The organism is Streptomyces sp. NPDC046866, from assembly GCF_040704625.1.
Taxonomy (GTDB): domain Bacteria; phylum Actinomycetota; class Actinomycetes; order Streptomycetales; family Streptomycetaceae; genus Streptomyces.
The window spans coordinates 102,397-125,274 of sequence record NZ_JBEYXN010000024.1 but is presented as its reverse complement, the minus strand read 5'-3'; the positions used below and the strand labels follow the sequence as shown (position 1 = coordinate 125,274).

Here is a 22,878-nt window from a genome sequence, read left to right as displayed (position 1 = left end):
ATCCACGCGGGCATCACCACCGCGGTGATCGTGAACACCGCGATCGTGCTGGTCGGGACCCTGTCCACGGTCCTCTTCCTCCGCGCCAAGCACACCGCCTGACAGACCCGCTTCCACTAAGGCAACTCCGCCTTGTGACGGCCCCACCCGCGCCGCGAACGTTGGCCCAGGCACGGCCGCGTACCCCGGCGCCCCCTGGAAAGGACCCCACGATGGCTACTCCCGCGCGATCAGCCCCCGGTGACAGCCGCGGCGCCGTCCGCTGGGAACAGGTACGCATCCCGTCCCCCGCAGACCCGCTCCCCGCCCGGGTGTTCCGGCCCGAGACGGCTCCGCAGGGCTGGCTGGTGTGGGCCCACGGCGGCAGCTGGCGCGCCGGGTCGGCCTCCGACTGGCACCCCGCGACCGCCGAACTCGCCCGGTTCTCCGGCTTCGCCGTCGTGAGCGTCGACTACCGGCTGGCCCCCGACGTACGCCACCCGGCCATGGTCGAGGACGTCCTGTCCGCACTCACCTGGGCCCGGGAGCAGGCCCGGGCCGAAGGCACCGGCCCCGTGCTCGCCGTCGGCGGGGACAGCGCCGGCGCCACCCTGGCCGCCTGCGCCGCCCTGGCCTGCCGCGACCGCGGGGAACCCCTCGCGGCCCAGGTCCTCGCCTACCCGCCGCTGGACCCCGCCTGCACGGGCGCCTCGTACCACCGCTACCCGGACATGTTCCCCACCGCGGCCTACCTGGCCTCGGCCTGGCGGGCCTACCAGGCCCCCGGGCGGCCCGTCGCCGCCGACGGCACCCGCCTCTACAGCACCCCGCTCGAGGCCGCCGACCTCAGCGGGCTCGCCCCCGCCGTGCTGGCCATCGGCGACCTGGACCCCGTCAGCGACGACGTGCACCACTACGCACGCCTGCTGCGGGCGGCCGGGGTGGAGGTCGCGCTGCGCGAGTTCCACCAGACCGGCCACGCGGCGTTCCTGCAGCCCGGTGCCGGTCCGGCCGGCCCGGGCGCGCAGGCCCCGGTGTCCCTGCGGAGCTGGCTCGGCCTGGCCCTGCACGTGCTCACCCACCCGGACAACCCGGCGTCCCGTTCCCCTTCCCCCACCCCTACTCCCACCCCTTCCCTCTCCCGTCTGGAGCTGCCATGACCGCCCAGGTGCCCGCCGTCCCCAACCTCGACGCCCTGCTGCGCCACTTCGCCGACCTGCGCGACGGCGTCCACGGCGGCGCCGTGACCCGAGCCGACAAGGAGGAGCACTTCCACACCGCCGCCCGGCTCCTGGACCCGTACGCCCGCCAGGCCCTGGGCGAGCTCAACGACGAACTGCTCCTCGGCCGGGGGGCGGTGGACGCCACCGGTGTGCAGCGCGCCGACGACGGAAGCCTCTTCCACGCCTGGACCCTGTGGTGGGACGAGCAGTCGGCCGCCGACATCCCGCCCGTGACCCTGTACGCGCACTACGGCAGGGGCTTCCACCACCCGCACCTGCGCGGGGCCACCGTCTCCGAATGGCCCCTCAACGTCTTCGACGACGCGCAGGCCGCCGCCGAACTGCCCACCCTGCGTGCCATCGCCGCCGCCGACCTGCACAACCTCGTCTTCAAGGCGGACTTCAGGATCGTGCCCGCGACCATGGCCGGCGCCTCCGGCGTCCCCCACCACCAGCACTGAGAACCGAAAGGCGACACCTCATGACGAAGCTGCGGCTGTCCGTCCTGGACCAGACCCCGGTCGGCGAGGACCACACCCCCGACCAGGCGCTGCGCGCTTCCGTGGACCTCGCGCGCGCCGCGGAGGCACTCGGCTACACCCGCTACTGGGCGGCCGAGCACCACGGCTCCCCGGGGTTCGCGAGCAGCGCCCCGGAGATCCTGGCCGGAGCCCTGCTGGCCCACACGTCCCGGATGCGGATCGGGACGGGCGGCGTGCTCCTGCCCCGCTACGACCCGGGGAAGGTCGCCGAGGTCTTCTCCGTACTGGCCTCCCTGCACCCGGGGCGCGTCGACCTCGGCATCGGGCGGGCCGGCGGCCCCGCGCACGACTTCCCCGAGCGGCTGGCCCGGCTGCGCGCCCTGCTGGGCCCGGCCGGAGTCGTCCCGCACGCCCCCGTCGCCCCGCAGATGTGGCTGCTGGGCGCGGGGCGGGAGTCGGCGCGCCTGGCGGGGCAGCTGGGCACCGAGTTCGCCTTCGGGCACTTCTTCTCCCCGGCCGGCGGCGCGGCCGCCTTCGGCCACTACCGCGACGAGTTCGAGGCCGCCACGGGGCGGCGCACCCGCGGCGCGCTGGCGGTGCGCGTGGTGACCGCGGACAGCGCCGGCCGGGCGGAGGAGCTGGCCCAGAGCCTGCTGCTGTGGCGAGCCCGCAAGGACCTCGGCCACGACCTGCCGATGCCCTCGTACGAGACGACGCGCAGGCACCGCTGGACGGGCGCGGAACTGGAGCGGGCCAAGGTGCACCGCACCGCCCTGGTCTCGGGAACGCCCGAGCAGGTGCACTCCACGCTGACGGCGCTGGCCGTGAGCCACGGGGTGGACGAGCTGATCGTCAACACGCTCACGCCGGACCCCGCCGACCGGCAGCGCTCGTACGAGCTGCTTGCCGAGGTCTTCGACCTGCCGGCCGCCCACCCGGAACCGGCCGTCGCCGCGGCCCCCGTCCTCTGACCGCCCCACGCCACCCCCCCTCACCTGCCCCACCCACCCGCAGCCCGCCCCCTCACCTGCCCCGCGCCCCCGAGCCCCCGTCCGGGACCGCCTGCCAGAGCCGGAGGAGCCGGAGGAGAGGGGGGAGATGGGGGAGATCGGGGGGAGAGGGGGCGTTGTCACGATGACCGGGCCTTCGCCGTAGGGGCGGGGGCTTCGTCATGTCGTGAGGAGTTGCCGCGTGGCGACGTCGTGGGCCGGACGCCCTTCGGCGCGTAGGCAACGGCCTCTCGCAATTTTTCAAGCAGGAGATGCATTCGTGAAGACGAAGAAGTACCTCGCCACGTTCGCCGCGACCGGCGGCCTCCTCGCCGGCGCCATCGCCTTCGCCTCGCCGGCCGCCGCCGTCAGCTCGTGCGGCGAGAGCTCGGGGTCCGTGGAGATCGCCTTTCCGGGCAAGAAGCCGCAGTCGCTCTACTCGTTCATGAACTGCGCCGACGTCTCGAACGGAAAGGTGTCCGCCTGGACCTGGACCAACTGGCAGATGATGGTGGACGTGGCCGAGGACCCCCGGGGCAAGCGGTTCGCCTCGTTCAAGGTCACGACGCGGCTGGAGAAGCGCGAGTGGGGCGGCACCGACACGGTCGTGACCACCACCACCTGTGACCTGACCAAGCTGGTCAACGACAACCTGGGCTGGGCGGCGCTGGAGAAGGAGAACAAGTGCCTCGCGCCGTCCGCGACGTACGACAAGAACATGTGGTGGTCCTCGGACTCCAGCGTGTCGTACGACATCGAGGGTGACGACAAGGGCGTCATCACCAAGCAGCTCACCGGCTCGCCGCTGCTGTTCGGCTGAGGTGGGACACCAACGGGCCAGGGGCCTGACCGCTCGTGCGGTCAGGCCCCTGGTCTTTCCGTCCGGGTGCGGGCTTCAGCGGGTGAAGGCCTTGGCCGCCTGGCGGCGGGACGGTTCGAAGGCGTCCACCGTGCCGGCGCCCTTGCCGGGGGCCTCGTTCCACTCGCGGATCGTGCGCGCCACGTTCTTGATCTTCGGGTGGCCGGGCTTGAGGGCGATGTGGAAGTGCGACTCCTTGGCCGTCTTCTCGTCGCCGCCCCAGGCCACGGTGCCGTCCAGCTCCGTGAGGATGTCGCGGACGACGACCAGCTCGTGCGGGTACAGCCCGCCCTGCACGCCCGCCGGGTACGCCTGCGGGCGGATGGCGATGGCCGTGCCCGAGAGGTGGTTCGACTCGTACGGCTGGGCCACCTTGCGGTCGCCGGAGTGGCCGGTGACCTCGCCCTGGCGCAGGGAGTCCACCTCGTAGTGGAAGCGGCGGGCCACGTGCAGCAGGATCGCGGCCACGTCGCCGTCCAGGACGGCGACGGAGACCGGGCTGCCCTCGATCAGGTGGGTGGGGACCGTCTTGACCACCGGCCAGCCGTTGGCCGTGCTGTTGCCCTTCCAGGACGACGGGCCGTCCGCCGGCTTCGGGGCGGCCGTGGCGGTGCCGGGGGTGCCGATGCTCCACAGGGCGGCGGCGCCGGCGACGCCCGCCGCGGTGCCGACGAAGCGGCGGCGCGACAGGTCGCGGATGGGGTTGCTCATGCCTTCTGTTCCCTCTGTTGTGTCTCTTCTGCCGTCCGGACGCGCCGGGCGGCGAGCGTGCGGGTGATGCGGGCCGCGCCGGCCACCGCGGTCAGGGCGAGGCAGACCGCGGTGAGCACGGCGAGGCCGGTGACGGTGGGGTTGACCCACGAGGGGACGAGGTCGTGCTCGGCGTTGCACCAGTTGTGCAGCGGGAACAGCGGATCGTTCTGGTGGGCCGCGACGAACGCGCTGTCGTACTGGTCCTCACCGCAGGTCTCGCCCATGTCCATGCCGCCCCACCCGGCGACGGCCCCGGCCAGGTACGCGCCGATCGTGGCCGCGCCCGCCATCAGCGCTCCGCCGGCCCACAGGCCGGGCGCCCGCCAGGCACGGGCCCGGACGGCCCGGAACACGACAACGCCTCCCTTGACCAGGCCGTACAGCAGGGCGCAGGCGAATATCCACGCCAGGACGACGATCACGTCTTCTCCTCCGTCTGGGGGACTCCGTTCGAGGAGGAGCCCGCTACTTTTCCTGCTCCATGATCTTCTTGAACACGTCCACGTAGCCGTCGACGAACGGATTCAGCTTGCTGTCGGGAATCACGTTCGGGACGAGGATGGCTCCGCCCTGCGTGTAGAAGAGCGCCTGGCGCATGGTCTGGAGGATGTCGTCCGAGAGCATGCCTTCCAGCATGTGGTTGGCCGAGGCCCGGACGACGTCCATGCTGCCCTGGTAGCGCTTCTGGTAGAAGTCGCGGAAGCGGCGTCCGAACCCGGAGGCCTGGGTGTAGTGGGCGCGGAAGAGCTGGTTGATCGGCTTGTCCTTGATACCGGCGGCCGTGCCGATCAGATAGCCGTCCACGTCCTCCAGCAGGTCGCCGAAGCTGAACGAGGAGGCGACGTTGATCTTGGCCAGGCGCTCTTGGCAGAACGTGTACCCCGAGGCGTAGGAGTCGGCCGCCTGCCGCCACTCGATGTAGAAGGTGCACAGGTCGCCGCCCCAGCCGGCGAAGTCTCCGCGGTTCGCCGACTTGCCCGAGATGGAGCCCTTGGAGATCACGGTGTTGGCGCAGGCCGCGAGGTGGTCGAGGTTGAGGTCCACGCCGTAGCCGGGGTCCTTGAAGTCCTCCATCCGCTTCCCGACCTCCTTCTCGGCGAACTTGAGCCAGTCGGAGTCGGCTTCGTACAGCAGCAGCCACCAGCCGTTCCTGGTGCCGAGCGTGGGCCCGTACTCGCTGTTGTACTTGGGGGAGCGCAGGAACTCGCAGACGAGCTCGTTCGGGTTGCCCTTGCCGTACCGCACCGCGGCGGCGTACAGGGCGTCGATGTAGTCGAGCATCTTGTCGACGGGGGAGCTGGTCCCGCCGATGCCGTCCTTGCCCACACCCGGGTCGTTGCCGCGCATCACGTCGCGGTCGAGGTCGAAGGTGTCGCCGTTCGCGCTGAACTTGAATTCCTTGATCTGCGTGAACGACCAGTTCTTCGGCATGGAGAAGCCGAGGTTGCCGGAGAACCCCCAGGACATGCCCGAGACGAACGAGTACCGGGCGTAGGCCTCGTCACTGACGCGCTGGCACACGTTGCGCGAGCCGTAGACCCCCGCGATGTACTTCTTGCCCTTGGCGCTCAGGGCGGCCTGGATGCCGTGGAAGTACGGGATGATGTTGGAGGTGATCTCCGGGTCCGTGGCGTCGTAGTCCACGGCGAAGTAGATGACGGAGCCGCGGTTGAACTTGTACACCGACTCGGCGCGGTCGTGAGCCTTCGACGCGTGCCGGTAGCCCTCGGAGTACGTGAAGTCGCCCAGCTTGCGGGCGTGGTACTGCGAGATCGGGAAGACCCGCATGCCGCCGGCGAAGATCTGGTCGAGCTCGCCGGGCTGGATCTCCTTGTCCAGGTCGTACTTGGGGTCGAGGACCTCCTCGTCCAGGTAGCGGCCCACGACCTCGTATCCGGCCGCCTTGAGGGCCTTGGCGCGGGCGGTGGTGATGGTGAACCGGGTGTCGCAGGCGTTGGCCTTGCGGTCCGGGTTGCCCATGGAGACCAGGAGCTGGCACCAGGTGTCGTAGTCGCCCCGCCCGTTCACCTGCTCCAGGCAGGAGAACTCCTGGAACGCCTTCACGGCCTTCTCCAGGCCGCCGCCGTAGGAGGAGGTGAAGGAGACGCCGACGATGTCGCCGCCGTCCTTGTACTTCAGGTCGTTGAACACACAGGCCGCGGAGAAGAGCTGCACGAAGATTCCGGAGGAGCCGGGTCCCACCTCGTGTGCCTTCAGACCGTTCTGGGTCGTCGGACCCATGTTGCCCGAGGCGGCGTCGTCGGCGACACCGAACTCGTACTGGAGCGCCCTCATCAGCGACTTCTGCACGTCGCGCGAGTAGAGGCCGTCGCAGGGGCCTATGTTGAACGAGGAGCGCTTGTGGTAGCGGCCGTTGAGCCACCGCTGGATCTCGCGGACCTTCTCCGTGCCGCCGGCGACCACGACGTAGGCGTCCATGGTCAGCAGCGCCTTGAAGATCTTCGGCTGCACCATGCCGTTGGTCTCGTCGAGACCCATGTTCGACTTGAGCTGCTTGACGGCCGTCATCGTGGTGATGCTGTACTGGCCGTCGCCGGCCCCGCCCCAGTAGCCCTTGCAGAACAGGGCGTGGCTGAGGATGTTGACGATGTTCTTGTTGGAGAACCCGGCGCCGATGTCGCCGAGGGCCGCCAGCTTGCTCTCCGTCGTCGGACCGAAGCTGTCCGACGGGGTGGCGATGCCCAGCTCGATCTGGAGGGCGCGGGTGAGCGCGAACATCGTGCTCCACCCGGTCTGCCCGTTCTCCGGGCACGGGTTGTAGCCCGCCTTGCCCGCGTAGGTCTTGTTGACCCACTGCTGTGCTTCCAGGACTTTCTTGTCCACGTGATTCCCTGTGTTCCTCGTGTCGGCCTTGTGGCAGGCGCGGGCCGCGCCCCCGGGCGGGGCGGGCGCGGCCCGTGGTCATGCGGTGGTCAGGCGGGGTGCGTCAGCGGCGCGGGGTGAAGACCACGACGTCGCCCGCGCGCTCCTCGCCCGTGGGCAGCTGGCCGTGGGAGTCCGTGCGGATGTAGACGCGGTGCAGCCAGCGGTCCTTGCCGTCCCAGCGCGGGGTGAAGGGGGTCCGGGCGTGCGTGGTGCGGAAGTTGTCGATGATCAGCACGTCGCCCGGGACCAGGGAGACGGCCTCGGTGACCTCGTCCAGCGCGTCGGAGAGCCTGGCGACGGCCTCGGCGTCCGCGCCCCGGTTCGGCTTCAGCAGCTCGCGGTCGTAGCCGAGCAGCGGGTCCTCGCGGTCGCCGTACAGCGGCTTGACGTTGGCGATGGCGCCCGGGTCCTCGACGCCGCCGCGGAAGGCCACGTCGACCTCGCACGGCTGCTTGTTGTCGTACAGGCGGTCGACCGTCTCCGCGTCGAGGAGCTTGACCGCCTTGCGGACCGAGCCGACCAGGGTCTTCGCGGTGCGCTCGTGGTCCGCGCGGGAGCACGCAAGCATCACGTAGTTCGGCTGAAGGGTGTGGTACGCCATCTCCGTGTGGAACTCCAGCAGCGTCTCGCTGGTCTCCGACGACAGGTGGTGGGCGCCCGGCGACGGGTAGACGTCGTGGTAGACGGTGCCCGAACGCAGCTCCGCGTACCCGGTGTGCAGGCCGAGGCGGCGGCCGAACAGGGCGAGGAAGGCCTCCATGTTCAGGCGGCCGCGTTCCACCGGTGCCGGGGTGCTCGTCGGCGTGGCCGGCAGGTCGTCGTCGGCCTCGACGGGCAGGCCGCGCAGCACCAGGTAGCCGTCCTCGTTGCCGCCCCGGTCGAAGGCGTCCAGCGCGTCCGCGATCTCCTGCGGCAGCTCGGCGGAGAGCTTCCCGGCCACCTCCAGGAACTGGTACAGGTCGGCGCGCGGTACGTCGGGGAGCTTCGACGCCAGGTCGAGGAGAGCCTCCCGGTGTGCGGTCACGTCGATGATCGTCATGTCCTGTTCTCCTTCTCCTTCTTCTGGTGGGCGCGGGCGTACTGGAACAGCAGCTCCGCGCCGATCTCGGTGGCCAGGACCGACGTGATCCCGGCGTGGTCGTAGAGCGGCGAGACCTCCATCACGTCGAAGCCGATCGGGTTGAGGTCGCCGATCGTCCGCAGCAGCGCCAGGACCTCGCGGGAGGACGGGCCGCCGGGGGCCGGCGTACCGGTGCCGGGGGCGAAGGCCGGGTCCACCACGTCGATGTCGACGGAGACGTAGACCGGCAGGTCGCCGACCCGCTCCCGGATCAGCCGGGCCGCGCCGGTGGCCCCCAGCTCGGCGAACTCGTCCGCCGTCACGATGCGGACGCCGTGGCCGCGCGCGTAGTCGAGGCTGTCCGGCTTGGGGTTGTGGCCCCGGATGCCGAGCTGGACCATGGCCTCCGGCCGGATCAGGCCCTCCTCGATGCCGTGCCGGAAGGGGGTCCCGTGGTGGAACTCGCCGCCGATCATGGCCGGGTTGGTGTCGGAGTGCGCGTCCAGGTGGACCACGGCCACCGGCCCGTGCTGCTCGTGCACCGCGCGCAGCGCCGCCAGGGTCAGCGAGTGGTCGCCGCCCAGCATCAGGAAGGCCGCGTTGTCCTTGAGCAGGCCGGTCAGGTGCCGCTGCGCGGTCTCCATCGCGATGTGCTGGTTGAACGGCGTCAGGTCGATGTCGCCGGCGTCCACGCACTTGATCAGGTCGAAGACGCCCGGACCCCGGTCGATGCCGACGCCGTGGATCAGGCCCGACTCGGCGCGGATCTCCCGGGGCCCGAACCGGGCGCCGGGGCGGTAGCTGGTGCCGCCGTCGTACGGCGCGCCGACCACCACGACGTCGTTGCCCCTGGGCTCCCGGTCCAGCGGCAGGCGCATGAAGGTGGGGAGCTGGGCATACCGGGGGGAGATGTGCGAGTCGATCCGCTGCGGACCGGTCCGCGGGGCCTCGGTCATCGCCGTCCTTCCTTCCGTGTGTCGATGCGGATGAGGGCGGCCGCCGCGCGGACCGTGGCCAGGGCCGCCGCCGCGTCGGCGCCGTGCGCGTACACGAAGCCGACCGAGGCGGAGTTGTCCAGGCGGGTCGCGACCCGGTCGCCGGGCTCGGCGTGCAGGTGCACGCGGGCGCCGAGGGACTCGGCCTCCGGGACGCCGCGGATACCGGTGAACTCGCCGGGCTCCTCGGGGAAGAGCACGTGGACGGCGGCGCCGCCGGCGGGCCCGCCACCGGGCAGGCCCGGCTGCGGGGTACCGCCGAGGGCCAGCAGCTTGGCGTCCAGGTGCGGGTTGGTGCCGCACACGTCGGTCACCATCGTGGAGATCATGTGCGCGGGCAGCCGCGGGTTGACCTCGACGATCCGCGGGCCGTCCGCGGTCACCATCACCTCGGTGTGCGCCGGACCCTGCCGGTAGCCGATCGCCTTGAGCGCCCGGTCCACGCAGCCGCGGACCTCCTCCCAGGTGCCCGGATCCAGCGCCAGCGGGAAGGAGTGGCCCTCCTCCAGCAGCGTGGTGCGGTGCAGGTCCTTGGAGGTGGCGCCGAAGAAGTGGGTGGTCCCGCCCGCGGTCATCGACTCCACCGAGACCTCGAACCCGCTCGCGTACTCCTCGAACAGGACGTGGCCGGGGCGCGGCTGGCCGCGCAGGGACGTCCGGACGGCCGACAGCTCCTGCCAGGCGGCGGCCGCCTCGGCCGCCGTGGTGCACTTGCGCACCCCGTAGCTGATCGCCTCGGACGGCGGCTTGGCGATGCAGGGCAGCCCGACGTGCGCGAGCGCCTCCTCGAGCTCCGCCTCCTCGGTCACCAGACGCCACCGCAGGTTGGCCGGGTCCCCGTCGAGGGCGGCGCGCAGCAGGTGCTTGTGGTTGGCGGCCCGTACGGCCTCCAGCCCCTGCGAGGGCAGGCCCAGGTGCTCGGCCGCCCGGGCCGTGGCCTCGGTGTGGTAGTCGGAGAACGACATCACGCCGTCGACCAGCGGGGCGCCGGAGCCGTCGGTGAGCGCGGCGGCGATGGCCCGCCAGTCGTGGGTGTCGACGTGCAGGACCCGGTCCACCTGCGACAGCGGGTGCTCGCCGAACGGGCGCCCGCCGGTGTACCAGTCCTCGCCCTGGACCAGCAGCCAGATCTCGGCGCCGTGGGCGCGGGCCGCCTGGATGCCGTCGTAGAAGGCGGCGTGGAGCATGGACTCCACCAGGGCCAGCCGCCTGCCCGCGAAGCCGGTGTACGCGCTCGCGCTCATGCCCGCAGCCCCTTGAAGTGCGCGGCGACGAGCGAGACCACCTCGGCGACGGGGACCTGGCCGGGGTCCTCGCCGGCGACGACGATCCGGTCGAACAGCTCCTGGACCACCAGCGTCTTGGCATTGGCCACGTCGGCCTCGCCGACCCCCGCGTCCAGCAGGAGCAGCGAGAACGCGGACGTGGTCCCGGACCCCTCGTGGACGCCCAGCTTGGGCCGGTTCACGGTCTCGGCCGGCAGCAGCTCCGCCATGGCGGCCCGCAGCACCCACTTGTCCCGGCCGTACCGGCGCTTGAGCCCGGCCTCCAGGCCGGTCAGCAGGTCCAGCACCTCGCGGTCCCAGTACGGGTGGGTGGACCAGTGCCCGGCCGCCGTCGAAAGCACCGGGCTCATCTCGTTCAGCCCGTCGAAGGTGGCCATGTCGTGGGCGACGGCCGTGTCGAGCTTCGGCAGCCGGTCCTCGCGGTGCATGCCGCCGAGCGGGATGTCGGCCCCGTACCCGGTCAGCACGCGCCGGGCCGGACCGTCCAGGCTCCGGTAGAGGGCGGTGAGCGGCAGCAGGTACTCGATCACGTCAGGGTCCAGGGACTCGGCGGCGTGGATCGTGTGCGGCAGCTGCGCCAGCAGCTCCGCCACCGGGATGGTGATCTCCCGGTGCTCCGAGCCCAGGTGGTCGGCGACCACCCTGGCCTGGGGGAACTCGTCGGAGGTGTCGGTGCCCATGGAGAGCGTGTCGAGCGGGCCGGCCACGGCCGCGTCGGCGAGGGCCGCGACCCCGGAGGAGTCGATGCCGCCGGAGAGCACCACCAGCGGGCGCTCCGTGCCGGCCAGGCGGCGCTCGACCGCCGTGCGCAGCGCGGTGCGGACCTGCTCGACGGCCGTGTCCTCGTCGACGATGCGCCGGGACACCGGCGGCACCCACGTCGGGTGGGCGAGCACCGAGCCCGAGGCGATGTCGATCTCCAGGACGGTGCCGGCCGGCACCTGGTACAGGCCGGGCAGCCGGCGGATCCGCCGGGCCCCCGAGATCGGGAAGCCGAGCTGGCCGTCGGAGGGCGCGGCGAGCACCTTGGCCTCGGTCGCGGCCAGCACGTGGCCGGGAACGGGCCGGGTGTACAGCGGTACGGAGCCGGCGTGGTCGGTGGCGAGCAGGACGCGCTGCTCCTGGCAGAGCACCGCCGCGTACCGGCCGTTGAGCAGCCGGAAGGCGTGCAGCCCGTACGTCTCGAACAGGCCCAGGACCAGTTCGGCGTCGGAGGCGTCCGCCCCGGCGGAGGAGGTGGGGACGGAGCGGATCTCGTCGCGGTTGTAGAGCTCGCCGGCGAGCCACAGGGCCGCGTCGGCGCCGTGCGCGACCGCGCCGTCGGCGGAGGCGCCCGGGTGGACCAGGGTCGCCTCGACGGTCAGGGAGCGCAGGCGCCCGGTGGTACGGGTGTGCCGGCCCCGCGTTGCGAAGGCCGCCGTGGGGCCCTGGTCCCCGCCCGTGCGGGCAGAGACCAGGAAGCCGTAGGCGGCAGGGAATGCCTGCTCAGCCATGTCAGACCTTCAGCGCCCCGAAGCCGCCGGCGCTGAAGTCGTAGTTGACCGGGACCTCGATGAGGTACGGGCGGCCCAGCTCGGCACCCTTGCGCAGGGCGGCCAGCAGCTCCTCGCGGGTCGAGGCCTTGGTCGCCTCCACGCCGTTGGCCTGCGCCAGCTGGACGAAGTCCACGCCGGTGAACTTCACGGCCGGGTCGTGGCTGCGGTGGTGGCCGATGTTCTGGTACAGCTCGATCAGGCCGTTGGTGTCGTTGTTGACGACGACCGTGACGATCGGCAGGTTCAGGCGGGCGATGGTCTCCAGGTCCGCGCTGTTGGAGTGGAAGCCGCCGTCGCCCGCGATGAGGAAGGTCGGCTGGTCCGGGCGGGCCATCTGGGCGCCGATCGCGGCCGGGATGCCGTAGCCGAAGCTGGAGCAGCCGGCCGAGGTCAGGAAGCCGAACGGCTGGTCGGCGCGGGCGAACAGCACGCCGTAGTGGCGGAAGAAGCCGATGTCGGACACGATCGTGCCCTCGCCCGGCTCGGCGATCTCGGCCATGACGGTGTTCATGGAGTCCATCACCTGGTGGACGCGCATGCCGTCCTCGTAGTGCTTGGGGTCCGCCAGGAACTCGGCGATGCGCTCGCGCAGCGGCGCGATGTCGTGGCGGTCCTTCGCGGCGAGGTCGCCGGTGGCGGCGTCCAGGTGCTGCACGAAGGCGAGGACGTCGGTGACGACGTCGACGTCCGGGCGGTAGATCCGCGGAACCGGGTTGGCGGTGGGGGAGATGCGGACGGTCTTCTTCTCGATGCCGCGCTCCCACATCGAGGGGCGCAGGTCCTCGGCGTAGTCGTAGCCGATGGTCAGGATGACGTCGGCGGGGCCGAAGAGGGTCTCCAGCGCCGGGAACGACAGGATGCCGTCCATGTAGCCGGTGACCGCGCCGTAGTTCAGCTCGTGGCCGTGCGGGAGCACGCCCTTGGCGATGTACGTGGTGATGACCGGGATGTTCAGGCGCTCGGCGAGGGCGCGGAGGGCCGGGACGGCACCGGCGCGGATGGCGGCGGCGCCGACCACGAACACCGGGTTCTTCGCGTCCTTGACCATCGCGGCGGCTTGGTCGGCGGCCGACTCCCAGCCGGGCTGCACCGCGCCGATCGGCTTCCCGGGGGTCCGGGCCGGGCCGTGGTCCTGGGTGATGTCGATGCCCTCGGAGGAGCCGAGGAGGTCGACGGGCAGGGAGATGAACGAGGGGCCGACCGGCTCCGTCATGGCGGCGAAGACCGCGGAGTCCACCAGGTCGGTGATCTCCGCCGGGCGCTCCAGCTCGACGGCGTACTTCGTCATCGGCTCGGCGATCTTCACCAGGTCGAGGCACTGGTGGGTGTCGTTCGGGAAGATGTCGTGCGACTCGGACTGGGCCGCCAGCGCGATGACGGGGGAGCGGTCCAGCATGGACGTGGCCATGCCGGTCGACAGGTTGGTCATGCCCGGGCCCAGCGTCGCCCAGCAGGCCTGCGGGCGGCCGGTGATGCGCGCCAGGACGTCGGCGGCGACACCGGCGGTGAACTCGTGGCGGGTGAGGATGAACTCCACGCCGTCCTGCTCGTCGAACAGGATGGAGGCCGCCTCGCGGCCGACGACGCCGAACACCTTCTCGACGCCGTGCTCCTTGAGGCGCTTGAGAAGAGCGTGGGCCGCGGTCGGGTGCTCGCTGGGGCCGGTGGATACGCGGGACATGTGAAACCAGTCTCCTGTCCGAATTTCGGTGGGGCGGGCCCACCTTGGGCTGCCGATCTCTTTTCGGGCTCTCGTCCCGGTATCCGGGAGCGGACGGAGAGTGACCAAAGAGCGGAGCGGACCAGGATCCATGCGTGAGAACAGATGTTGTGGTAGATGACTGGCCAACTCCCGAGCAGGCGCGGGACGTCGGCTGGGAGGCGCTGGCGGGCGCGGAGGACTTCTTCCTCACCCCGCCCTGGATGCGGGTGCTGCACGACTCGTCCGGCGCCCGGATGCGGTACCTCACCGCCCGCGCCGGCGGTGAACTGCTCGCCGGGCTCCCGCTGGTGCTGGCGACCGGGGAATCGCCCTGGTCCCTCGGCCGCACCGACCTGCTGATCGCGCACTGCGCGGCCGAGGCGATGGCGGGGGCCGCGGAGGTGTCGGCCGCCTTCGGCGACCTCGACCGGCTGATGCCCTCGATGATGCTGGGCGGCCGCCACCTGGGCCGCACCCGGCTGCTGCTCGGCCCGGGCGCCGACGCCGACACCGCCCACCTGGTGCTGGAGCGGGCCGAGCGCACCGCCGCCGCAGAGGGCTGCCGCTCCGTGTGCTTCCCGTACGTGGACTCCCGCGACACCCTCCAGCAGCAGGTCCTCGCCGAGCGCGGCTACACCTCGCACGTCTCGGGGGAGTTCGCCACGCTCACCCTGCCGGGGCGGGACTTCACCGACTACGCGATGAGCCTGCCGGCGGCCCGCTCCCGCCGGGTGCGGTCCGAGCGCCGCCGCATCGAGGCCTGCGGGGCCGAGATCACCCTCGCCCCGCTCGACCCGGCCGACATCCCCCGCCTCGCCGCGCTCGAGACGCAGCTCTTCGCCAAGTACGGCATGGCCGGCTGGGACCCGCGCCGCTCGGAGGCGGTCCTCGAGGCCGCCCACCGGCAGCTGGGCGAGCGGGCGCTGGTCTCCAAGGCCGTCCTCGACGGCGAGATCGCCGGCTTCGGGCTGATCCTGGCCCACGGCGAGGACTGGTTCGCCCACCGCGCCGGCTTCGACTACGCCGCCCAGGCCCGGGCCAGGCTGCCGCTGTACTACGAGCTCCTCTACTACACCGTCGCCGACCGGGCACCGGCGGCCGGCGTGCGCCGCGTGCACTACGGCATCGGCTCCACGCAGGCCAAGGCCTCCCGAGGCTGCGCCCTCTCCCGCCAGTACCTCTACGTCAAGGAGCTCCCCGCATGACCGGCTGGAACGCGGCGATCGGAGCGGTGGTCAACCCGTCCACCCGGCGCGGAGGGCGGCTGGAGATGGTCGCCTCCGCCGACGTCGACTCCCTCGACCCCGCCCGCACCTACTACGTGTGGTCCTGGCTGCTGCAGCGCGCCCTGAACCGCACCCTGATGGCCTTCGGCACCGACCCGGAGCGGGCGGAGGTCGTCCCCGACCTCGCCGAAGGGCCGGGCGAGGTCTCCGCCGACGGGCTGACCTGGACCTACCGGCTCAAGCGGGGCATCCGCTTCGAGACCGGCGAGGAGATCACCTCCCACGACGTCGCGTACGCCGTGGAGCGGGTCTTCGCCCAGCACGTCCTGCCCGGCGGCCCCACGTACCTCACCGACCTCCTCGACCACGGCGGCTACCGCGGGCCCTACGAGGGGCAGCGCTGCCCGGCGGTCGAGCGGCCCGACGACCACACCGTCCGCTTCCGCCTCAGGCGGCCCTTCGCCGACTTCGACTACCTGATGGCCCAGCCGAACACGGCTCCCGTCCCCGAGCACCGCGACACCCGCGAGGCGTACGGGGCGCGGCCGGTCTGCTCCGGCCCGTACCGGATCCACCGCTACGAGCCCGGCCGCCTGCTGCACCTGGTGCGCAACAGCGCCTGGGAGCGGAGCACCGACCCCGTCCGGCCCGCCCTGCCCGACGAGATGACCGTGGCCTTCGGGGTCGAGGCCAACGAGATGGACGACCGCCTCCTCGCCGGCGAGTTCCACGTGGACGTGGAGGGCCGCGGCATCCAGCACGCGGCGCGCGACCGGATCCTCGCCGACCCGGCGCTGCGGGCCCAGGCCGACAACCCGGCCACCGGCTTCCTGCAGTACATCACCGTGCAGACCGCCGTCCCGCCCTTCGACAACCTGCACGCCCGCCGCGCCGTCTTCTACGCCGCCGACAAGGCCGCACTGCTGGACGCCCGCGGCGGGGACGGCGTCGGCGGCTCCCTCGCGACCGGCCTGATCCCGCCCAACCTGCCCGCGCACAGCAGCCAGGACCGCTACCCTTCGGGGCCCCGCCTCACCGGCGACCTGGACGCGGCACGCGCCGAACTCGCCGCGGCCGGACTGCCCGACGGCTTCGAGACCGTGATCGCCACCCAGCCCGGCAAGTTCGAGCTGGTCGCCCGCACCCTCGTCACCAGCCTGGCCCGCGTCGGCATCCGGGCCCGGGTGGAGGTCCTCGACACCGCCTCCTACTACCGCACCGGCCTGGGCAGCCCGCAGACCGTCCGCAGGCTCGGCCTCGGCCTCGGCGTCACCGACTGGGGAGCCGACTACCCCACCGAGTACGGCTTCCTGGCCCCGCTGGTCGACGGCCGGCAGATCAAGCAGGGCGGCGGCAACTTCAACTTCGCCGAACTCGACGACCCGCTGGTGCGCACCCTCATCGACGAGGCCTGCACCACGACCGGGGCCGCGGCCCGCCGAGCGGTCTGGCGCCGGATCGAGAAGGCCGTGATGGACCGCGCCGTCATGCTGCCGATGGCCCACGACCGGACGCTGCACTACCGCCACCCCGCCCTGACCAACGTCTACGTCCACCCCGCCTTCGGCCTCTACGACATCCAGGCCATGGGAGTACTGCGATGAACCTCGACCTCACCCCCCTCGACCCGGCCGACCGCAGCGCCGTCGACGACGTCTTCGAGCTGCGCACCCTCGTCCACCGGGCCGACACGCCGCAGCTGCCCGCGCCCTGCTTCGCCGACTTCGGCGGCTCGCTGATGGTCCCGCCCCCGGCCACCAGGGTCGAGGAGTGGGCGGGGCGCGACGCATCCGGGCGGTGCGCGGCCTCCGTACGCCTGGAGTTCCCGCAGGAGGAGAACACCGAGGCGGTCACCGCGGCCGTCCTCGCCGTCCACCCGGCCCTGCGCCGGCAGGGCGCCGGGCGCCGCCTGGTGGAGTTCGTACGGGAGCGGGCCGAGGCGGCGCAGCGCTCGCGGATCCTCTTCACCGCCGACTCCGGCCCCGCGGGGCCGGACGGCGGCCCCGGCACCGCCCCGGCGCACCACCTGGCCGCGGCCGTCGGCGCGCGGCCGGCGTGGACCCTCGACCACCTGCGCCTCGACGTCGCACGCGCGCCGTTGCCGCAGCCGCTGCCGGAGGCGATGTCCGTCCGGTACTGGGGCAGCGAGGTCCCCGAGGACCTGGTGGAGCAGGCCGCCCGGCTCGAGGCCGCCCTCTCGGCCGCCGCCCCGACCGGCGACCCGGGATGGGAGCCGCAGCCCGCGGCGATCTCCCGCATCCGGGACTTCGAGCGGATGCGGATCACCCGCGGCCGGCGCGCCCACCAGTGCGCGATCCTCGACGACGCCACCGGGCGGATGGCCGCCTGGACGGCGCTGTCGATGACCCGCGCCAACCCGGACAACGCCCTCCAGGCGATCACCATCGTGGACCCCGCGCACCGCGGCCGCGGGCTCGGCCGCCAGGTGAAGGCCCACAACCTCGCCCGGGCCCGCGCCGCGGAGAGCGAGCTGGCCCACGTCGACACCTGGAACGCCTCCGGCAACGCGCACATGCTGCGCGTCAACGCCGACTTCGGCTTCGTGCCGGCCGGCACCCGGTGGGCCTGGGAGCTGAGCACCGCGCGATGACCCCCGAGTTCGGGCGGCTCCTCGCCGCCCACACCGCCTCCCAGTTCGGCTTCCGGATCGCGCAGACCGCCTTCCCGCTGACCGCACTGGCCGCCTGCGGGGCCTCGGCGGCCGAGGCTGCGGCGCTGATGGCGGTGCAGACCGCCGGGTTCCTGCTGGTCGGGCTGCCCGCCGGATCCTGGGTCGACCGCTGCCGCAAGGTCCGCGTCCTGCTCGCCGCGGACGCGGTGCGCTGCGCCACCGCCCTGTGCGTGGCCGTGGCCTGGGCCGCGGGCCGGCTCGAGCTGGGGCTGCTGTACGCGGCCGCGTTCACCGTCGGGGTGGCGTCGGTGTTCTTCGACGTCGCCGCCCAGTCGGCGGTGCCCGCGCTGCTGCCCGCCCGGGACCTCGTCGCGGGCAACGCCCGGCTGTCCGCGGCGGAGTCCGCCGCGGCCGTCCTCGGCCCGGTGCTCGCCGGCGCCCTGGCCTGGCGCGCCGCCCCGCTCGGCTTCGCCTTCTCCACCCTCGCCTATGTTGTGTCGGCCGCCTGCCTGCTGCCCACCATCAAGCCCCGCCCCCTCCAGCCCCGCCGGCGATTGAGGCGAGGGGGCTCCGGGGCGCAGCCCCGGGACACGGAGAAAGGGCGGGGCGGGGAGGAGCTCCGCGCAGCGGCCCCGAACCCCAACCCGGCGGCGGCACGAGCCGGAGTCCGGCGGGACGTCGCCGAAGGCCTCCGCTTCGTCGCGGCCCACCCCACCCTGCGCCGCATCGCCGCCGCGACCGGCCTGTTCAACGCGGCCTGGTCCGCGGCGGCCGCCCTGCTGCTCGCCCTGATGCTCGGCCACGGCCTGTCCCGCACGGCCGCCGGCGCGGTCATGGCCGCCCTCGGCACGGGCGGCCTGGCCGGCTCGTTCGCCGTACGCCGCCTCGCGCAGCGGCTCGGGGCCGGCCGGTCCATCACCGCCGGGCTGATGCTGCCCGCCCCCTTCGCCGTCCTCGCCGGCTTCACCGGCCGCGTCCCGGTCTGGGCCACCGCGCTCGCGCTGTTCGGCGTGGGCGCCGGAGCGGTGGTCTACAACGTGGCCCAGATCAGCCTGCGCCAGTCGGTGACCCCGCCGGAGCTGCTCGGCCGGGTCAACGCCACGATGCGCACCCTGGTGTGGGGGATGATCCCGCTCGGCGCGGCCCTGGCCTCCGCCGCCACCCGCATCGCGGACCCGGCCGATGTCGTCCTCGCGGGCGGCGGCGCGGCCGCCTGCGCCTGGGTGCTGCTGCTGCGGCTCTCCGAGAACCGGACGGAGAGTCCGGAGAGAGGAGCGGAGCCTAGCGTGGGCGGCACCGCGCAGGACGTCGTGGCGTCGTCCCCGCGGTGAGCCTCCCCGGTCCGGACCAGGACGGGGAGCAAGGCCGTCCCGGCACTTCCACAACCCCCGGTGGAGTGCCGGGACGGCCCTTTTCACGTCTCCGCTAGCGGGCGGAGGCCAGGGGCAGGGTGAGCGCCGAGGCCCCCGGGTCGAGCGTCACGCGCGTGCCCGCCGGGTACCGCAGGGTGTGGTCGCGGTCGGTCGAGGTGAGGACGATCCCGATGCGGTGGCCCGCCGGGACGATGTGCTCGGTCGGCTCCAGGTCCCAGCGGAACGTGTACGCCTTGCCCGGCTCGACCGGGCTCTGCCAGGCGGGGCTGGTGCGGTTGCGGACGTCCGTCCACCCACGGGTGATGATCTTGAACGGCCTGTCCTCGCGGCTGAACTCCTTCAGCGGACGGCACCCGGTGTTGCCCGGCGCACTGTCGCCGAAGCACCAGTTCTCCTGGCCGGCGTTCAGCTTCACCGGGTAGTTCGCCGGACCGTAGTCGACGAGGAACGCCGACAGGTACGGGGAGGGGCCGTCGACCCCGGCCCGCACGGTGATCCTCGGGGTGCCGGAGATCCGCGCGGCCTCCTTCAGCGGCTCGGTCAGGTACGCGAGCCGCGCCGGGTCCTCGCCCTCCGGGGCCGCGGCCAGCTGGTCGCCGCTGCGCGCCGGGTCGTCCGTCCAGCCGCGCGCCTGCGGGCCGTGCAGGGAGCCGAGCTTCAGCGTCCGGTCGAGCGCGCCGCGGGCGGGCCACTCGCGGTACGCGTCCCACGCCCCCGACGGGCGCTGGACCTGCACCCGCGGTTCGGCGTCGGCCCCGGAGCGCAGGCCCATCAGCTCCTGGTCGAACCACTTGTGGACCGAGTCCAGCCAGGCCTGGCGGCGGATGTCCAGCGGGTCGTCGTGCTGGCCCTGCGTGAGCCACAGCCGGGACTTCACCCCCGAGCGCTGGAGGCCCGACCACAGGTCGAGGCTCTGCTTGGGGCGCACGTTCCAGTCGTTCAGGCCGGCCACGAGGAAGACCGAGGCGCGGATCCGGTCGGTGCGCGAGCGGAAGTCGCGCTCCCGCCAGAAGGCGTTGAGGTCCCCGTTCTCGTGTCCCATGCGGGCCTGCACGTCCGCGACCGCGCGGGCGCAGGCCTCGGGCCGGTCGCGGGTCAGGACGAGCTTCACGTGCATGTCGGCGTCGTTGCCCGGGTAGCCCTTGGGGCCGACGTTCCCGCCGTTCGCGCGGTAGTAGTCGTACCAGTCGGACACCGGCAGCATCGGCACCACGGTCTTCAGGCCGCGCACGCCGGTGGTTGCGGTGGCCAGCGCCAGGGTGCCCTTGTAGCTGGTGCCGGTCATCGCGGCGGTGCCGGTGGACCAGCCGGTGGCCCTGGCCTCGGTGCCGCTGTCGTCGACGGCCGTGGTGGCGCCGGCCCGGCCGTTCAGCCAGTCCACCACCTTCGTCATCGCCTTGACCTCCTCGGGGGACACCGTGCCGGGGCAGCCGGTGGAGCCGCCGGTGCCGAGCGTGGAGACCGCGAGGGTGGCGTAGCCGCGCGAGACGAAGTAGTTGTCCCAGTACGGCGGGTACTGGTCGACGTCCTTGGCGGCCTCGCCCGGGGCCCAGGGGGCCAGCCGGGGAGTGCCGGTGACATCGGCGGGGTGGAAGTCGGCCTTGGCGAAGCCGCCGTGGTACGGGGAGGCCTCGATGATCGCCGGGACCTTGCGGGGCGTGTCCGGGCGGATCACCTGGACCCGGACCTTGTCCTTGCGGCCGTCGCCGTCGGTGTCCGTGTCCGTGGTCACGAACACGGTCTCGCGGATGGCCTTGCTGAAGTCGTGCACCGGCTGCGTTGCCTGTGCCTGCTGTGCGTACGCCATGGCCGGCGTTCCGGTGAGCAGGGAGGCAACGGCTGCGGTGAACACGACGGTACGTCGTGCGATGTGCATGGATGCGCTCTCGGTAGAGGCTGGGACGGGGGTCGCGCGGCGGAGCCGGGTCGGTCGGCCCGGCCGGGCCGCACGGGCGACCGGCCGACGAACCCCCGCACGCAGGCGGGCGGTTCGCGGTGCAGCCACCCCAACACGTTCCGCGGTACGAGATCAAGTGCCCGGCGGGCCGGGAGAGCGCCGGGAGATCGGCGAGAGAGCCCGGAGACGGCCCCTGCCTAATCTGACCGACATGTCTGATCGTGCGGTTGACCAGAACGTCCCCTCCCGCCGCAGAACGGGCCGGGGCAGGCGCGCCGGCGCGGCCGTGGCGGCCGCAGCCGTGCTCGGCGCGGGCGCGTACGCGGGCCACCGCTTCCTCTCACCGCCGGCGCAGGACGAGGACGTGGCGGCCGCTGCCGGACGGCTCCAGGAGTTCCTCGACGCGTGGGCGGCCAACCGGCCCGGGGACGCGGCAGACCTGACCGACTCGCCGGACGGCGCCCGCTCGCTGCTCGAGTCGGTGATGAAGAACACCGCGCCGGTGAAGGCCGTGATCACCGCGGACCGCGACCGCGCGTCGAAGGACGGGAAGGGCGCCGTCACGGTGCCGTTCAAGGTCTCCCTGCACACCGCGGGGGCCGGGGAACTGGCCTACGACTCGCGGGCGAGGCTCGTCGAGGACGGATCCGGCACCTGGAGGGTGCAGTTCTCCGCGCCCGTGGTGCACCCGCGGATGGAGGCCGGGCAGACCCTCGCCCTCGCGGCGAACACCGGTCGCGGCCGGATCCTCGACAAGGACGGCGCGCCGCTGGAGGCCGCCTCCCTCACCGGGGCGGTCGACGAGCACGGCAAGGGCGTCTCGGGGCTCCAGGCCCGCTACCAGAAGGAGCTGTCCGGCGGGGCCCCGTACGGCAAGTCCGTGGTCATCGCCGACCGCCGGTCGGGCGCCGTGGTCACGCCGCTGACGGGCGGCCCGTCCGGCAAGGGCGAGGACGTCCGCACGACGATCGACCAGAAGGTGCAGCGGGCCGCCTCGGACGCCCTGGAAGGCCTGGACAAGAACGCCTCGATCGTCGCGGTCGACCCGCGCACCGGCGCCGTCCTCGCCGCCGCGAACCGGCCCGGCGGGATGAACAGGGCCCTGGAGGGCCGCTATCCGCCCGGTTCGACCTTCAAGGTCGTCACGGCCGCGGCGCTGCTGAAGGCGGGCATGAAGCCGGGGGACCCGGCGGCGTGCCCCGAGTTCGCCTCCGTGGACGGGCAGCGCTTCGAGAACCAGAACCGGTTCGTCCTGCCGGAGGGCTCGCTCCTGCGGGACTCCTTCGCCAAGTCCTGCAACACCTTCTTCGTCGAGGCCCGCCGCAAGGTGGCCGGGCCGGCCCTGCCGGAGACCGCCAAGGCCTTCGGGATCGGCGGCCCCTGGGACATCGGGGCCGTCTCCTACGACGGTTCGGTCCCGCTGCCCGCCTCGGACAACGAGCTCGCCGCCGGCACCATCGGGCAGGCCCGGATCCAGGCGTCGCCGCTGGTGATGGCCTCCATGGCGGCCACGGTGAAGGAGGGCGCCTTCAAGCAGCCCGTCCTCGTGCCGGACCACGTCAGGAACCGGCACACCGCCCCGGCCCTGGAGGCGCACGTGGCCGAGGGCCTGCGGGAGATGATGCGCGCCAGCGTCACCCACGGGGCCGCGGCCGCGCTGAAGGACGTACCGGGCACGGCGCACGCCAAGACCGGCACGGCCGAGTACGGCGAGGCCGAGCCGCCGCAGACGCACGCCTGGATGATCGGCTACCTCGGCGACCGGGACGTGGCCTGGGCCGTCCTGATCGAGGACGGCGGCTCGGGCGGCAAGGACGCCGGCCCGGTCGCCGCCCGGTTCCTCGCGGCCCTGCGCTGACCGCGCCGCACGCACCCGGCGCACCCGCGCGCCGGGACGCACCCGGCGCACCCGCGCGCCGGGACGCACCCGGCGCACCCGCGCGCCGGGACGCACCCGGCGCACCCGCGCGCCGCACGCACACGCCACCGCATCGGGCCCTT

At 73.0% G+C, this 22,878-nt stretch carries 18 protein-coding genes; 9 read left to right on the top strand and 9 right to left on the bottom strand.

What is annotated here, in order from left to right:
• The first annotated feature begins 212 nt into the window (after positions 1-212).
• The 4 genes from AB0953_RS28620 (at position 213) to AB0953_RS28605 (ending at position 3,493) form a co-directional block, all read left to right on the top strand.
• On the top strand, positions 213-1,139 hold the full coding sequence (locus AB0953_RS28620) for an alpha/beta hydrolase fold domain-containing protein (protein ID WP_366862461.1): 927 nt from the start codon (positions 213-215) through the stop codon (positions 1,137-1,139).
• A complete protein-coding gene (locus AB0953_RS28615) occupies positions 1,136-1,663 on the top strand; it encodes a hypothetical protein (protein WP_366862460.1) in 528 nt (175 codons plus the stop codon). Before AB0953_RS28620 ends, AB0953_RS28615 begins: the two co-directional genes overlap by 4 nt.
• 20 nt (positions 1,664-1,683) lie before the next feature.
• Positions 1,684-2,655 carry an LLM class flavin-dependent oxidoreductase gene (locus AB0953_RS28610; RefSeq protein ID WP_366862459.1) on the top strand — a complete coding sequence of 324 codons (972 nt, stop codon included), beginning with the start codon at positions 1,684-1,686 and terminating at the stop codon, positions 2,653-2,655.
• A 298-nt stretch (positions 2,656-2,953) separates the two neighbouring features.
• Complete coding sequence (locus AB0953_RS28605) at positions 2,954-3,493, top strand: hypothetical protein (protein WP_366862458.1); 540 nt, start codon at positions 2,954-2,956, stop codon at positions 3,491-3,493.
• Positions 3,494-3,568: 75 nt separating this feature from the next.
• On the opposite strand, the gene AB0953_RS28600 is transcribed toward AB0953_RS28605, so the two are convergent.
• From AB0953_RS28600 to AB0953_RS28565, 8 genes are all read right to left on the bottom strand, one after another.
• Positions 3,569-4,243: a hypothetical protein gene (locus AB0953_RS28600; protein ID WP_366862457.1), complete on the bottom strand. Its 675-nt coding sequence runs from the start codon at positions 4,241-4,243 to the stop codon at positions 3,569-3,571.
• Complete coding sequence (locus tag AB0953_RS28595; RefSeq protein WP_366862456.1) at positions 4,240-4,707, bottom strand: hypothetical protein; 468 nt, start codon at positions 4,705-4,707, stop codon at positions 4,240-4,242. Before AB0953_RS28595 ends, AB0953_RS28600 begins: the two co-directional genes overlap by 4 nt.
• 43 nt (positions 4,708-4,750) lie before the next feature.
• Complete coding sequence (locus AB0953_RS28590; protein ID WP_366862455.1) at positions 4,751-7,129, bottom strand: glycoside hydrolase domain-containing protein; 2,379 nt, start codon at positions 7,127-7,129, stop codon at positions 4,751-4,753.
• Between the two features lie 103 nt (positions 7,130-7,232).
• A complete protein-coding gene (cs1, locus tag AB0953_RS28585) occupies positions 7,233-8,210 on the bottom strand; it encodes a clavaminate synthase Cs1 (protein ID WP_366862454.1) in 978 nt (325 codons plus the stop codon).
• Entirely contained in the window at positions 8,207-9,187 is a 981-nt protein-coding gene (gene speB / locus AB0953_RS28580; RefSeq protein WP_366862453.1) for an agmatinase, read from the bottom strand. Before speB ends, cs1 begins: the two co-directional genes overlap by 4 nt.
• Positions 9,184-10,470 (bottom strand): ATP-grasp domain-containing protein, encoded by a 1,287-nt coding sequence (locus AB0953_RS28575; RefSeq protein ID WP_366862452.1) that lies wholly within the window; start codon positions 10,468-10,470, stop codon positions 9,184-9,186. Before AB0953_RS28575 ends, speB begins: the two co-directional genes overlap by 4 nt.
• Complete coding sequence (locus tag AB0953_RS28570) at positions 10,467-12,005, bottom strand: asparagine synthase-related protein (protein WP_366862451.1); 1,539 nt, start codon at positions 12,003-12,005, stop codon at positions 10,467-10,469. Before AB0953_RS28570 ends, AB0953_RS28575 begins: the two co-directional genes overlap by 4 nt.
• Before the next feature lies 1 nt (position 12,006).
• Positions 12,007-13,728 (bottom strand): thiamine pyrophosphate-binding protein, encoded by a 1,722-nt coding sequence (locus AB0953_RS28565; protein ID WP_366862450.1) that lies wholly within the window; start codon positions 13,726-13,728, stop codon positions 12,007-12,009.
• Between the two features lie 134 nt (positions 13,729-13,862).
• Here AB0953_RS28565 and AB0953_RS28560 point away from each other — a divergent pair, with 134 nt between their 5' ends.
• The 4 genes from AB0953_RS28560 to AB0953_RS28545 are packed head-to-tail and all read left to right on the top strand — an operon-like array spanning position 13,863 to position 18,938.
• Complete coding sequence (locus AB0953_RS28560) at positions 13,863-14,954, top strand: GNAT family N-acetyltransferase (RefSeq protein WP_366862449.1); 1,092 nt, start codon at positions 13,863-13,865, stop codon at positions 14,952-14,954.
• Positions 14,951-16,579 carry an ABC transporter substrate-binding protein gene (locus AB0953_RS28555; protein WP_366862448.1) on the top strand — a complete coding sequence of 543 codons (1,629 nt, stop codon included), beginning with the start codon at positions 14,951-14,953 and terminating at the stop codon, positions 16,577-16,579. Before AB0953_RS28560 ends, AB0953_RS28555 begins: the two co-directional genes overlap by 4 nt.
• Entirely contained in the window at positions 16,576-17,586 is a 1,011-nt protein-coding gene (locus tag AB0953_RS28550) for a GNAT family N-acetyltransferase (protein ID WP_366862447.1), read from the top strand. Before AB0953_RS28555 ends, AB0953_RS28550 begins: the two co-directional genes overlap by 4 nt.
• The gene (locus AB0953_RS28545) at positions 17,583-18,938 is read left to right on the top strand and encodes an MFS transporter (protein WP_366862446.1); all 1,356 of its coding nucleotides are present in this window, start codon (positions 17,583-17,585) and stop codon (positions 18,936-18,938) included. Before AB0953_RS28550 ends, AB0953_RS28545 begins: the two co-directional genes overlap by 4 nt.
• Positions 18,939-19,032: 94 nt before the next feature.
• Here AB0953_RS28545 and AB0953_RS28540 read toward each other — a convergent pair whose 3' ends face one another.
• Complete coding sequence (locus AB0953_RS28540; protein ID WP_366862445.1) at positions 19,033-20,856, bottom strand: CocE/NonD family hydrolase; 1,824 nt, start codon at positions 20,854-20,856, stop codon at positions 19,033-19,035.
• 232 nt (positions 20,857-21,088) lie between these two features.
• Here AB0953_RS28540 and AB0953_RS28535 point away from each other — a divergent pair, with 232 nt between their 5' ends.
• A complete protein-coding gene (locus AB0953_RS28535; protein ID WP_366862444.1) occupies positions 21,089-22,735 on the top strand; it encodes a penicillin-binding transpeptidase domain-containing protein in 1,647 nt (548 codons plus the stop codon).
• The last annotated feature ends 143 nt before the right edge of the window (positions 22,736-22,878 follow it).

Excerpts from the sequence above, each read along its gene's own strand:
- AB0953_RS28620 (WP_366862461.1), top strand. The coding sequence starts at position 213 with ATGGCTACTCCCGCGCGATCAGCCCCCGGTGACAGCCGCGGCGCCGTC.
- AB0953_RS28615 (WP_366862460.1), top strand. The coding sequence starts at position 1,136 with ATGACCGCCCAGGTGCCCGCCGTCCCCAACCTCGACGCCCTGCTGCGC.
- AB0953_RS28610 (WP_366862459.1), top strand. The coding sequence starts at position 1,684 with ATGACGAAGCTGCGGCTGTCCGTCCTGGACCAGACCCCGGTCGGCGAG.
- AB0953_RS28600 (WP_366862457.1), bottom strand. The coding sequence starts at position 4,243 with ATGAGCAACCCCATCCGCGACCTGTCGCGCCGCCGCTTCGTCGGCACC.
- cs1 (WP_366862454.1), bottom strand. The coding sequence starts at position 8,210 with ATGACGATCATCGACGTGACCGCACACCGGGAGGCTCTCCTCGACCTG.
- speB (WP_366862453.1), bottom strand. The coding sequence starts at position 9,187 with ATGACCGAGGCCCCGCGGACCGGTCCGCAGCGGATCGACTCGCACATC.
- AB0953_RS28575 (WP_366862452.1), bottom strand. The coding sequence starts at position 10,470 with ATGAGCGCGAGCGCGTACACCGGCTTCGCGGGCAGGCGGCTGGCCCTG.
- AB0953_RS28570 (WP_366862451.1), bottom strand. The coding sequence starts at position 12,005 with ATGGCTGAGCAGGCATTCCCTGCCGCCTACGGCTTCCTGGTCTCTGCC.
- AB0953_RS28565 (WP_366862450.1), bottom strand. The coding sequence starts at position 13,728 with ATGTCCCGCGTATCCACCGGCCCCAGCGAGCACCCGACCGCGGCCCAC.
- AB0953_RS28555 (WP_366862448.1), top strand. The coding sequence starts at position 14,951 with ATGACCGGCTGGAACGCGGCGATCGGAGCGGTGGTCAACCCGTCCACC.
- AB0953_RS28550 (WP_366862447.1), top strand. The coding sequence starts at position 16,576 with ATGAACCTCGACCTCACCCCCCTCGACCCGGCCGACCGCAGCGCCGTC.
- AB0953_RS28545 (WP_366862446.1), top strand. The coding sequence starts at position 17,583 with ATGACCCCCGAGTTCGGGCGGCTCCTCGCCGCCCACACCGCCTCCCAG.
- AB0953_RS28540 (WP_366862445.1), bottom strand. The coding sequence starts at position 20,856 with ATGCACATCGCACGACGTACCGTCGTGTTCACCGCAGCCGTTGCCTCC.
- AB0953_RS28535 (WP_366862444.1), top strand. The coding sequence starts at position 21,089 with ATGTCTGATCGTGCGGTTGACCAGAACGTCCCCTCCCGCCGCAGAACG.